The sequence below is a fragment of the Tissierellales bacterium genome (assembly GCA_025210965.1).
GTDB lineage: Bacteria > Bacillota > Clostridia > Tissierellales > JAOAQY01 > JAOAQY01.
The window spans coordinates 1-13,486 of sequence record JAOAQY010000179.1; the positions used below are offsets into that span (position 1 = coordinate 1).

The 13,486-nt window shown below is 32.6% G+C and carries 11 protein-coding genes; 6 read left to right on the top strand and 5 right to left on the bottom strand.

All coding sequences use genetic code 11. The features are described 5' to 3' along the window. Positions 1–145 precede the first annotated feature (145 nt). Positions 146–1,084 (top strand): DMT family transporter, encoded by a 939-nt coding sequence (locus N4A40_12425; GenBank protein MCT4662658.1) that lies wholly within the window; start codon positions 146–148, stop codon positions 1,082–1,084. A gap of 114 nt (positions 1,085–1,198) precedes the next feature. Here the strand turns inward: N4A40_12425 and N4A40_12430 are convergent, their stop codons facing one another. Beyond that, positions 1,199–2,557, bottom strand: coding sequence for an MATE family efflux transporter (locus N4A40_12430; protein MCT4662659.1), 1,359 nt, complete (start codon positions 2,555–2,557; stop codon positions 1,199–1,201). Between the two features lie 237 nt (positions 2,558–2,794). Here N4A40_12430 and N4A40_12435 point away from each other — a divergent pair, with 237 nt between their 5' ends. Genes N4A40_12435 through N4A40_12445 form a run of 3 tightly spaced genes read left to right on the top strand, consistent with a single transcriptional unit; the run spans position 2,795 to position 5,128 of the window. Then, a complete protein-coding gene (locus N4A40_12435; protein ID MCT4662660.1) occupies positions 2,795–3,568 on the top strand; it encodes an ABC-2 family transporter protein in 774 nt (257 codons plus the stop codon). A 3-nt stretch (positions 3,569–3,571) separates the two neighbouring features. Continuing rightward, positions 3,572–4,348 (top strand): ABC-2 family transporter protein, encoded by a 777-nt coding sequence (locus tag N4A40_12440; GenBank protein ID MCT4662661.1) that lies wholly within the window; start codon positions 3,572–3,574, stop codon positions 4,346–4,348. Positions 4,349–4,360: 12 nt separating this feature from the next. Continuing rightward, on the top strand, positions 4,361–5,128 hold the full coding sequence (locus tag N4A40_12445; GenBank protein MCT4662662.1) for an ATP-binding cassette domain-containing protein: 768 nt from the start codon (positions 4,361–4,363) through the stop codon (positions 5,126–5,128). 80 nt (positions 5,129–5,208) lie between these two features. On the opposite strand, the gene N4A40_12450 is transcribed toward N4A40_12445, so the two are convergent. Together N4A40_12450 and N4A40_12455 are read right to left on the bottom strand one after the other, a co-directional pair. Beyond that, complete coding sequence (locus N4A40_12450) at positions 5,209–6,672, bottom strand: DNA integrity scanning protein DisA nucleotide-binding domain protein (GenBank protein ID MCT4662663.1); 1,464 nt, start codon at positions 6,670–6,672, stop codon at positions 5,209–5,211. 16 nt (positions 6,673–6,688) lie between these two features. Further along, positions 6,689–8,848, bottom strand: a complete 2,160-nt coding sequence (locus tag N4A40_12455; GenBank protein ID MCT4662664.1) for an EAL domain-containing protein — start codon at positions 8,846–8,848, stop codon at positions 6,689–6,691. A gap of 101 nt (positions 8,849–8,949) precedes the next feature. Between N4A40_12455 and N4A40_12460 the strand changes: the two genes are divergently transcribed. Beyond that, the gene (locus N4A40_12460) at positions 8,950–10,089 is read left to right on the top strand and encodes an aldo/keto reductase (protein ID MCT4662665.1); all 1,140 of its coding nucleotides are present in this window, start codon (positions 8,950–8,952) and stop codon (positions 10,087–10,089) included. Positions 10,090–10,249: 160 nt separating this feature from the next. On the opposite strand, the gene N4A40_12465 is transcribed toward N4A40_12460, so the two are convergent. Continuing rightward, complete coding sequence (locus N4A40_12465) at positions 10,250–12,190, bottom strand: GGDEF domain-containing protein (protein ID MCT4662666.1); 1,941 nt, start codon at positions 12,188–12,190, stop codon at positions 10,250–10,252. Between the two features lie 13 nt (positions 12,191–12,203). Next, positions 12,204–12,611, bottom strand: a complete 408-nt coding sequence (locus tag N4A40_12470) for a hypothetical protein (protein MCT4662667.1) — start codon at positions 12,609–12,611, stop codon at positions 12,204–12,206. 222 nt (positions 12,612–12,833) lie between these two features. Between N4A40_12470 and N4A40_12475 the strand changes: the two genes are divergently transcribed. After that, a partial coding sequence (locus N4A40_12475) for a LytTR family DNA-binding domain-containing protein (GenBank protein ID MCT4662668.1) occupies positions 12,834–13,486 on the top strand: 653 nt, incomplete at its 3' end.

Sequence of the window (13,486 nt, forward strand, 5' to 3'; positions counted from 1 at the left end):
CCTTTCATATTGTATTAAACTTTGCTATAATTGGTATTGCAGTCTTGTAACGATATGTAGGGGTACATATCTAGGCAGACACAACATAGGGTTAAACGCTTTTAGGGTAAGCGTTTTAAAATTTACGAAAGGTTGGGTTTTAATAATGAACAAAAAAAATAGCATAAGTTTAGTCGACATTCTAATGGTACTTGTCGCTGTAAGTTGGGGTTTTCATCCTATTGCAATTAAATTTGGAATAGAAAATTTGCCTCCTAGTACATTCAATCCATTTAGAATGGTATTAGCAGCCCTTTCAGCCATTTTGATAACCGCAATTTTGGGCGAATTCAAAAAAATAGAATTAGTCGATTGGCCAAAACTCTTATTTGTGAGCATCATAGGTTATTTTTGCTACCAAAATTTCTTCGGACTTGGTTCTGGAAACACTACCTCTGGGAATGTTTCATTCATATTCGCATTGGTTCCAATTTCTATTGCTTTGATTAACTGGATGAGAGGTGCTAAAATATCAACTCAAATGTGGTTTGGCATAGCTATATCAGTTATTGGAGTATTTACATTAATTCTAGGCTCTGGTCAAAGTCTTGACCTCTCTGGGACAAATATGAAAGGAATAGTGTATATCTTTATATCAGTTATATCATTCTCATTATTCACTATTTATTCTAGCGATTTATCAAAAAAATACTCATGCAGTCTGATTTCTTGCTACGCAATATCAATTACATCTTTGATGTTAGTTGCTATATCTTGGAATTCAATAGATTTCGTAGCATTAAAATCGGCAAACTCAGTAGCTTGGTTTGGCGCTGCATTTTCAGGAGTAATAGCCGTTTCAATGGCTAGCTTTCTTTGGACTTGGGGAGCTGAAAAATTAGGTAGTACAAAAGTTTCAGTGTACAACAACCTACCACCAGTATTTACTATGGTTGCAGGCTTCTTCATGTTGGGAGAACGCTTCACTACAATACAAATCATAGGTGCTATAATGATATTTGCAGGTCTTTATGTATCAAATGCACAATTTGGTAATAAACATTCAAAAATTCAATCACATAGCACTAATTCAAAAGCTGCCTAAAATTCCCAGTGCCTAAAAGAGTGGGCTTTCCGCACGGAATTGTAAAATTAGCTTAGTAAATATACAAAAAAATAGAACTTAGAATGGTATTAGAAACCATGCTAAGTTCTATTTTTATATTTTATCATTTTTCTCTAGTTTTTTTCTATATAACCAATACATGAGCATAGCATCTATCGTCCACTGAATTGCCGTAATCCCCCATACATATGTTACTGGCTTTCTAAGATACCATACGAACAATACCATAAGTGGAAGTCTTATAAGCCAGTTACTTATAACAGCTACTATAAATGGAGTTCTTGTATCTCCGGCTCCCTTCAAACTACCTGCAAGTATCATCGATATGGCCATTGGCACTTGCTCTAATGCTGCCAATCTCAAACACATAGCACCAATTTCTATAACTTCTATTTCTTCTTTTTTTATAAATTGTGATATTATAAACTCTGGAAATAATAAAAATAATACCGCACAAATCCCCATCATTACAACGCCCAAGAATACTGAAGTATGAGCATATGATTCAGCTTTTTCCCTATCTCCTTCGCCGACTTTATGACCAACGAGAGTAGTTGCTGCAACTGCAAATCCATACCCAGGCATAAATGAAAGTCCCTCTATAGTCGTAGTAATCTGATTAGCTGAAAACGCAATTGTTCCAAGTAACATTATCATGAGAGTATTTAGCAATCTACAAATGCTAAATGCCCCTTCTTGCAATCCAGACGGAATAGAAAGCTTGACTAATTCTCTAACTTTAGCTTTATCCCATTTTATATTTTTAAAATTACATTTAATTTTTGATCTTTTCCTTATATACCAAACCATAAAGCAAAATCCACAAATATGAGCTATACTTGTTGCTAGTGCAGCTCCCTTAACTCCAAGCTCTGGGAATATCCACAGACCAAATATTAGAACTGCATCAAGCCCTATATTTACTATATTTATTATCAGTGACGCCACTAGAGGTGGTTTAGTATTTCCCGTTCCTCTAACTATTCCATTTAATACGTTCATGAGCATATTAAAAAATATACCAAATGAACAAATTTTCATGTACTCTACGCCCAATCTAGTAACTTCTGGTGTCGCTCCAGCTATCGTATAGAGCGGTCTTGCTAATAAAAATAGCATAATAGACACACAAAGCGCTACTCTGATACCTATAGCAAATCCTATGTCTGAAAAAGCTTCTGCCTCTTCATATTTTCTAGCACCATATCGCCTCGCTATTATAGATGTAACACCTACGCTAAGTCCAACTCCTATAAACATATTCACAAATGTATATATGATTTCTGAACCTAACCCAACTGCACTAACAGTAACTTGTCCACCATATTTTCCAACCATCATAGTGTCGAAAACCCAAATAATCATATAAAGTATCATTTCGCCTACAGCAGGCAGTGCAAGTCTAAATACGTCTTTTGTACTGCTCTTAGTTATGCCCCACATTTTATCCATCCTTTTCTAAAAAAATCACAAACCCCATATCTAATTGCCATTTGGCACTTAAAGCCATATTAACACGATTAGATGTGGTATTTCAATATAAATATATCAGCCCTTACAATATTAAAGTATTTTTGTTTTAAATTAAATTTGACCTATTTTCCGTTTATACAAAATGCTATACTGAAATTCTCGATACGTTGTCGAAACCGGAGTAACTATAATACTTTTACAAAGATCTCAAAGGAGGTGGACGTCATCTCTGGATGGCATATTGCAAAAGCATCGTTTACTCGTGATAAAGCTTATTTAGCAAACCACATGGTAAACAATGTTGGAAGTTTTATTTTCGGTTACATTTACGTTTCAATCTGGCGAGCCCTTCTAGGGAACACTCCCGAAGCAAATCAACTTACGACCTATGTACTTGTAAATCAAGCAGGTCTTTGGCTCATGATGTTTATACCATACGGTACATATCTGCCAGAAAAAGTTCGAAGTGGGAATATTGCATTCGAATTTTTAAAACCCTATTCTTTACTATATGGTAGTTTTTTCGAAACACTCGGTCACCTAATATATAATTTTTTCTTCAGGTCTATACCACTATATATTTTAGGCATACTAATTTTAGGTGCACAACTACCCTCTATGGAAACTCTCATACCTTACATTATAAGTGTATTATTTGGTAGTTTAATTGCTTTTTTGCTGAACTATTTCATAGGACTTTATAGCATAAAGCACTTAAGCTTTAGCGGAGCTCAGGCTTGTTATTACTTCTTTAGCTCTATTTTTGGCGGGCATTTTATCCCAGCTGAATACTATCCTGACTTCCTAAGAAATTTAATGCCTTGGACACCTTTTGCGAGCACTACTTATATATCTGGTAGTATATATATCGGTTCTATTCCAGTCATGGAAAGTTTACTAAAACAAATTATGTGGATTGCTATTTTATCATTCTTGGCTATGTATTTTACAAGACGAATCACTCGCAAAGTCTTAATTCAAGGAGGTTAATTTATGTCTATTTTAAAATCACTTTTAATAGCAAGCTTCAAAAGTCAAACAACATACCTGAGAAACTTTTTATTCGAAAATTTCTTCACTGCGGTTTCTATCTTTTCGAACTTTCTAGTCATAAGTTTCTTGCTAATGAAATTCAAAAGCATAGATGGATGGACTCTATATGAAATAGCTGTAATACACGGAATAATAACATTTGGTACAGCAGTCTTCAGATTATTTGGCTCTGGAGTACACAATTTTGAAATATATATACTAAAGGGAGAATTGGACATACTTTTGCTAAAACCAATTCCCATTCCTATACAGCTATTACTTCAAAGATTTGAATTCAGACGTCTAGGTCAATTGTTACAAGCTCTATTTGTAGGGCTTTGGGGCGCTAGTCATATATATGCAGATAATCCAATGATATATATAGAATTTTTTGTACTCTGCATTTTCTCTGCAATAATAGTAACTGAAACTTCGTTTTTAATAGCTGCTATAGCATTTTGGACAGGTAAAAACAGAGATATTATAGCGCTTACATTTTTTTCTACATCAGAAGCATCTCTTTATCCTACAAGTATATACAGCAAACCACTACAAGGTTTTTTAACATTTATTGTTCCATTTGCCTGCATAGCATACTGGCCTCTTTCATATATAAAGGGTCATTGTGATTCACTATTAGCACTATTTAGCCCATTGTTAACATGCATATGCTTCTTTTTGATAAATGTACTCGTTTGGAAAAAAGGCATGCATAGATACTCTAGTACTGGTTCTTAAAAGGGGGATTTTATGAGTTATATAAAAGTATCAAATCTTCAAAAGCAATATAAAATATATGATGGTCATGGATTTAAACGAAAAAAGAAAACCATAGATGCTCTAAAAAATGTAAATCTTGAAGTAAATCGTGGAGACTTTATAGGATATATAGGCCCTAATGGTGCAGGAAAATCCACTACTATAAAAATCCTCACTGGCATAATGATTCCCGATAGTGGAGATGTCCAAATAGGGGAATTCTGTCCGTGGAAAGATCGCAAAAAATATGTAAAAAATATAGGCGTTGTGTTTGGTCAAAAAACTCAGCTTTGGTGGGACTTGCCAGTCATAGACACCTATAATTTACTCAAAGGGATATTCAAAGTCGACGATATAATTTTCAAAACACAACTAGAATACCTAACTAAATGGTTAGATTTAGAAGAAATATTGCACCACCCAGTTCGTCAACTGAGTTTGGGTCAAAGAATGAGAGCAGAACTCGGAGCTTGTTTGATACACGACCCTGAAATCTTATTTTTAGATGAGCCGACAATAGGACTCGATATAATTTCAAAACACAAAGTTCTCGATTTTTTAAAAGAATTAAATGCTAGAGGTAAAACTATATTTTTAACAACTCACGATGTTATAGATCTTGAAAAACTATGTTCTGAAATACTTGTACTAAATCACGGACAGATAATGTACAAGGGTGATATTCCGTCACTAAAATCATTAAGTAAAGACAATGATTTAGAAAATATCGTAAAAAAAATATACAAAGATGCAATATAATATCTAATACAAAAAAGGACAATAATTTTAAATGCCCATCGATATCAAGAGCATATGAAATTACTGTCCTTTCATATTTTCTAAGATTCTGAGTCCTTGTCTCTCTCTCTTTTCTGAAAGAAATTCTTACTTATTATGTCTATCATACCATCCTCTGAAACGACAATTGCCATACATCTATGATGGTCAGAGTTTTTCATAGACACAGTCTCAACGTATCTGATTGCAGAATTATATCTCGCTCCTCGTGTAACAGTTCCATGAGATGAAGCATAACCATCTAATATAACACCTAAACCATGTCCTCTTGCTTTTTCATCTACCAATATAGCTCCATCTATACCTGATGTAGTTCTAACTAACTCTGGAGTCATAAGTGTAGGCTGAATTATAAGACATTGCATCTTTAGCCTCTGAGCCTCTTCTAATGCGTGGTCAGATATCACAACGAGAGTCCCCTTTTTTTGCCGCGTAGCTTCTCGAACTATCTCGTAAAGCTCCTCTACTCTAACATCCTCTAAACTGCCAAATGTCTTTTTCAGCTCATACGTAAATTGATCTATGGGAAGTCTTTCCCTTGATAGCGCAGGAATCTCATGTATTACAAGCATCAATCTATCATCACCATGGTAGAGTTCCCATGTATAGTGCTTCAAAAATTTCACTACAAAGATGTCCTCACGTTTTTTGTCATAATTCGCTTTTAACTTGCCAAGTCCATATATATATTTCGTATCAGACAACAAATAATAGTCACTCTTCGCAAGTTCTAGAAGCTTTCTTATGGCTCTATACAGCGATATAGGTACTTTCACACCAAACCTAATCTTATACTCTATATCCGGATGCTCCCCACCTTCTGTCAAATACTTCGTATCTGTAAATAAAATCTTGCCCTTGCCCTCTTCCCCTTCATAATTTAGAGAAGAAATGATATTTAATTTACTATAAATATTATCTTTTATGCTACATCCAAGTATGGTTATAAACCACTCCCCTGCAAATTGAATGGTTCTAGAATAACTAACTGGCTTTGTAACATTATTGTTGATATATTGAATCAAAAATCTACTCAAATCCTTTTTGTATTCTGTTATAAGCGATTCAACAAATGACCCTACATGTCTTTCTAATTTTTTGTGCCAATTCACAAGCTCTTTATCTAAGTCAGTCATTACTATAACAGCAGAATTGTCAACAAATGCAACTTTTGAAAAATAATAATTTCTATCTGGATTTTGATCCTCAAGTTGCTTTGCTATATGATGTGTAAGCTCTTTTTGCTTAGCTTCTTCTTTCTCAAAATCTAGAGATTCTCTACAGATTTTTTCTAAGGTCAACTCCTTTTTCAAATGGTTATCATAATCACTATAACTAGGTATCACCGACAAATTGAAAAAATCATGCTCCCTATCTATTGTAATAACCAATAGCGTAATCTGAGGGTGAAACCTTCTATCAATAGTTCTAAAAACTCCATTTGCATACAATCTAAGCAATCTCAATATATAAAAATAATCTTGACTCGTAAACTCTTTTTTCATAATTTACGCCCCTTCTCTAGGTGTATTCCCCTATTTTTGCCTCCGGTTTGCCTACATAATATCCTTGTACGTAATCAACCTCCAATTTCTTGAGCACTTCAAAGACTTCTTCTGACTCAACATATTCTGCTACCACTTTTATTCCAAGTGCATATGCCAAGTCTCTAAATGCCTTCACTATATAATAATTTTCTCTATTCATACTTATATCTCTTACAAAAACTCCATCTATTTTCAAATAATCAAGACTCAATTGCTTCAAGTAATTTGTATTTGAGAATCCTGTTCCAAAATCGTCAATCGAAAACTCAAAACCATATTGCTTGTATTTTTGAACCATTTCTCTAACTATACCCAAATTTTCAATTGATTGAGTCTCTGTTATTTCAAATGTGACATCAGATGGATCTATATTCTCTTGTGCTACAAATTTCGTCAACCCCTCCATAAATTCTATATTGAGGTCCTTTGTTGACAAGTTTATGGAAAGTTTTATATTTTCATCATGATTTTCATCGTATAACTTTTTGTCATGTAGTGCTTTTTTTATAACCATTTCATCTATTTTTTCTATGACTCCAATTTTCTCTGCAAGTATTATAAATGGAAATGGCGACATGTATTCTCCAAATTCCTCTACCCTCATTAGAACTTCGTACTTGTCAACTCTATCTTTTTTCAAGTCATAAATGGGTTGATAAAATGGTACTATTCTCTCTTCTTTGAGTGCACTTAATAGACGCATTCTAATATACGCTTCTTCATCTAGCTCTTTTAGCACATCTGTACAATCTTCTATAATTACCATCTTTCCACTATGCTTGATTTTCTTTAACTCGCTTCCTGCAATTTTCATCAACCTATCAACATTAAATTCTTTAACTTTGAATTTAATCATCACAGCTTTTGAATGAACTTCTAATTTTTCTTTTGCTTGATTTGTAAATGCATTGTTGAAATATCCAAATATTGATTCTGCGCTTTCTAGTAACTTATCCTGCTGCATATCATCCATGACTATGATATATTCATTTCTCTGAATTACAAATACCTCGCTTTTCTTGCCAAGTTTAGTTCTAATATATCTTGAAAAATCCTTGTACTTTTTAACTTCATCTTCGATATTACTATGACTGTAATACCTTATATCTCTGATTTTAACAAACAAAATATCATGTTTCTTATTTTTGCTCTTCTTAAACCACCTTCTAAAATAAATCATCGAGTAAAATCCAGTTTCACTATCTCTATAAGTCGTTTCATAATAATACATAAAAAACAATGCACTGAGTAATACTATTATGATAGTGTATATTCCAAAACTTCCAGTAGAATACTCCACTATATCACTTCTGAAATCTTTTGTATTAACTGCAGAAAACAATATAGCATTATGATAATTTAAGTGTTGATAATAAGCTAGTATCCTGTCTTGATCTATGGTATATTCTATATATCCTGAATCTTTTTCCAATATATCATTCCAATAGTCTTCTAGCTCTTCAAGAGGAACTTCAAAATCTATCAATTGGAAGAAATTCTTTCCTAAATCCTTCTCATCTGGATGTGTCATCATAAATCCATTCGAATCCACCATATACTGATAAATGCCATCTCTATCTTGTGCTATTACTACTTCTCTATAAAAATCACTAGGTCTCAAATCCAAAATAGCTATATACTCTTTGTCGTAATTTGTCTTTGTCCTATATGAAATAGTAAGCAAAAAATCATTTGTAAACAAGTCATTGTATAGTGGTGTGAGTAGCAACTCATATTCATCACCGCTTTCAATAAACCAAGGCCTTTTTCTCATAGATTCAACATCAAAATCATGAATTTCATTTCTCGCTATCAATTTCTCTTTTTGCAAATCGTATACATAAAAATCGTCGCTATATCTCAAACTCTCTGCTTGATTTCTCAAAAATTCTTGAATCTGCTCAAATGTCAATTCTTTCTGCCCGATGTAATTTGCTATTCGCTTTAGGCTCTGAGCAACGCTACTATATGATCTTTCAAATTCATTTTTTGTGTGATTAGTATTTATTTCAAGCTGCTCATATATGGAACTTTCATACTGATTTTTGTTGTGCTGATATGTGTAAAAAATCCCAACTACGATTGCTAAGATAAGTCCCACTATGAGTATTTCGTAACGAATTTTTTTATTCATAAGCTCCTCCTACTAAGTACTATTACCATTATATCCAAATTTGGACTATATTAATCTCTATTTTATGGGTAAAATAATAATTAGAAAAGGAGGTTTTAATTATGCTTTATAAAAAATTTGGCAACACAGACGAATCTATAAGTATTTTGGGATTTGGATGTATGAGGCTCCCTGTTTTAAACGACGATGTGTCTCAAATTGATGAAAAAGAAGCTATTCACATGATTAGACATGCTATAGACCAGGGAGTTAATTACATCGATACCGCATATCCATATCACATGAAAATGAGTGAACCATTAGTTGGAAAAGCCCTTGAAGATGGCTACAGAGAAAAAATATACTTGGCTACTAAATTGCCTAGTTGGTTAATCAAGTCACCTGAAGATTTTGATTTATACTTAAACGAACAACTAGAAAAATTACAAACAGACCATATTGATTTCTATTTGGTTCACGCTCTAAATAAAAGTTTCTGGGAAAACCTATTGAAACATGGATTATTCGACTTTTTGGATAGAATAAAAGCTGAAGGTAAAGTTAAATACATCGGTTTTTCATTCCACGACGAATTACCTTTATTTAAGGAACTAGTAGATTCATACCCTTGGACATTCTGCCAAATTCAATACAATTTCTTGGATAGAGACTATCAAGCTGGAGAAAAGGGATTAGCATACGCTCACAATAAAGGTCTTGCTACTATAATTATGGAACCTCTAAGAGGTGGTTTCTTTACTCGAAATGTTCCAAAAGAAATTCAAAATAAATGGAACGAAGCTGAAGTAAAAAGGAGCCCTGCTGAATGGGGATTTAAATTCCTTTGGAATAACCCTATGATCAATTTAGTACTAAGCGGCATGACTACTCTAGAACAGGTAGATGAAAACATCAGAGTAGCTAGTGAAACAAAACCTCATTCACTAACTGAAAGCGAAGTACAATTGATAGATGAAGTTTCAAATATTTATCATGACCGCATAGCCGTGGATTGTACTAATTGTAAATATTGTATGCCTTGTCCTTACAATGTAAATATTCCGGGTAGTTTTGAACACCTAAATCAAGCATCTATGTTTGAAGATATAGAACATACTAGAAAGCAATATAGGACGTTTATAGGCGACAAGCATTTTGCATCACTATGTGTTGAATGCGGTAAATGTGAAAAAGCATGTCCTCAAAATATTCCTATAAGAGAAAAGCTAAAAGAAGTAGTAAAACTTCTGGAAAACAAATAACCAATTTGTTTTTGTGGCCTTAAAATGTAAAACAGCTGATAGCGAGATTATAATCAAAATCTCTCTATCAGCTGTTTTTATCATTTTAAATTAAAATCGCAAAATTACTATCTTTTAAGCTATATTGACCAAAAATCTCTCACTTCTAAAGTAGACGAATTTAATCTTGAAAAAATACAAAATCATTTTTGCCTGCATATTTTACATTGTATAGTGCAATATCTGCCTTCTTCAATAGAGTAGTGTAATCACTACCATCTCTTGGATATCTACTTACACCTATACTTGCACTGATTTTAAACATATGCTCGTCTATTCTATATTCTTTCGCTACTTCAATTTTTAACTTTTCCAATTTAGATATCAATTTGTTCATGGAATCATCTATAGGATAGGCAACTGCAAACTCATCGCCACCCATTCTAGCCGCAAAATCTTCCTTTCCAAGAAGAAGTAACAATCTACTCGCAACTTCTTTTAGCAATTCATCTCCAATATCATGACCAGCGGTATCGTTCACATATTTAAATCCATCCAAATCAATAAAAGCTATAGCAAATGACTTGTTCTTCTCCGTTTCTAACCAATTTTCAATTGTTTCTTTGAAAAAATGTCTATTTGGCAAATCAGTAAGACTATCATGATATGCCATGTATTTTGCTTTATCCTCTGACTCTCGAATTTTAGTTATGTCATTTGCAAAAATAACTATCTCTTTGTCCCTGCTATCCCATTCTTCCCATATAGGTTGAACTTGATTATCGTATATTTTTTCCCCGTTTCTATATTCAAATCTACCAGATACTCCCCTAAGTGCTTCTTCAATAGATCCCCATGCTACATCCAAATAATCTCTAGGTAACACTGTCTCTAACCATTGGTCTTGACTCTCTTTAGCTTCTATTCCGATTTCTTTGAGTGCTTTTCCCTCACAATGTTTTACCTTAAGTCCATCTTTTACCTCTTTGATTCTAAATATCATACTTGGTAGTATTTCTACTGTTCTTCTATACTCCTCAGCGGTTTTTAACCTATTTCTCTCAATTTCAACTATAGAACTGTACTCTTGAGTAAAATATCTTATAATCATAAAACTTATGAAACCTATAAATACAAGCCCTCCAGCTATGATATACAATATATTTTGTTTAAGAACATTTCTTTCCTTATGATTTATAACATATATCAAAACTTCTTCACTATCTATTTTTCTATATATTTTTGTCTTTTCAATTCCGCGATAATTAAATGTCTTGGACACTTGATCTTTGAAATCTAATTTCTCTGCTTCATTTATATAGTAAGTATCCTCTGGCATAAACGCAGTATATCTACCATAGTGAAGTGTAAAATCCTGCAAATGTGATCTATCTTCTTCTGCAAATCTATCATTCCAAGCCTCTACATTTATTACTGCAATTTCGTCTATGAAGTTAGACTCCTCTATTAAATTTTTAATTAAAACATTTGGATCAGTTTCTTTTATTAAACCAAATGCCGTTCTGTCATCTACATAAATATTCATCAAATACGGCTCATTTGGAATTCTTTCATATGCAAATAAATAATATCCATCTTGACCATAAGCAAGTGAACGAGGCCCAACCCAAAAATTCCCTATAGAGTATCCTTTATTGAGACTTACACTTCCTTTCTCTAATAACTCACGAAAGGCTGTATACCAAAAGCCCCATCGTTTTGTAGATAACCCAATTTCTCCTTCGGAAGTTGATTTCTCTATCTTGATATCATCTCCATAGTCTTTAAATAAAGCTACCCCTGAAAGCTGATATTTCGATTTCAGATGTTCTAAATCATCAATTGTAAGCTTCTCTGCATCCTTGCCCTTTATATCTTCTAATAAATCCGCTGACCTTTCTCTAAGTAAATCTCCAATATATGACTCTATCACGGATTCCGCATGAACAGAGTTGTCTATAGCGTGGCTTATCATCTTTGACAACTGCCCTACCTCTTCTTCTTGCTTTTGATCCATCATATAATCAAATAATTTCACAGTCATAGCTATTATAGTTATAATCGCTATAATAAGTGCTACTAGTATCCACTTTTCAACCTTTTTCATCATTGTCTTTTCCATAAACAATGCTCCTTTAAAAATTACTTTTTTCCTTAGATATAGTTATCCACGATGAAATGACTACACTATCGACCTTATCTTCATCATTTAAAGTTAAAGTCATATAGGATATAGCCTCACCTTCTTCCACATTTTCAATTTTAGCTCTAAATAGTACTGATAATGTATTGCTATCTGGAATCTTGAACACTTTCACCTCAGGCTCTGTATATCTAACAACCGTCATTTTATCTATGAATTGTCGAATTTTGTTGTATTCACTATCCTCAAAATACTTTGATGATTTCTCTTTTTCTATAATTTGCTCAATCTCAGCTTTTATTTTGTGCTCTATTGAATTATTTTTATAATATAATACTCCAATTGTTGAAACAAATATTATAGCCAAGCAAATACCGAAAAAAATTTTTCTATTCTTCATATATGCCTCCATAACCATATAATTTTTTGATAATTCACTTATATGCTGATATTATACCATTTTTTGGGTAGTTTCAATCTTTCTTATCAGATTTTTGTATAATGAACTTATATTTTGCTGAATCTGTATACAATTTCTGCTATAATATTTTATATAATGCATATTCAATGAAATATGTACTATAAAAATTTATATTTATATTGTATTAGGAGGTTTTGTCATATGTTGTATTTCATAATTTGTGAAGATGAACTAAATATGCAAATTCAAACGAAACAAATAATAAAAGATTTTGTGGAAAAAAATCCAATACCTCATTTCAAAATATCTACTTTTGACAATTTTGAAGAAGTAATGAATTATAAAGAAAATGAAATTACCAGTGAAGATCATTGTATCTATCTACTAGATATCGAAATTAACGGACCTAAAAACGGTCTTCAATTGGCAAAAACTATACGCGAAGACGACTACAAGAGTGAGATAATATTTCTAACGAGTCACGTTGAATTATCTTATAATGTTTTTAAATACAAACTGAAGGTTCTAGATTTTATAAATAAAGATTTCGATTTAGATGCGAATTTATATAAAGCCTTGAAAATAGGTACTAGGCTGTATTTAGAAAAAAATAACGACGACTTTTTAATCATAAAACAAAAAAGTGAAATTTATAAAATTGCTTTTTGCGATATATTATTCATAGATGCCAAGAACTCATCTAAAAAAATCACTCTGCACACTAGTGATTACGAACTAGAATTCTACGATTCACTTAAAAGTATAAAATCAAAATTGGATCATAGATTCATAACCTGTCACCGATCATATATCGTAAATGGGGATAAAATAGATATCATAAACTCAGACTATAA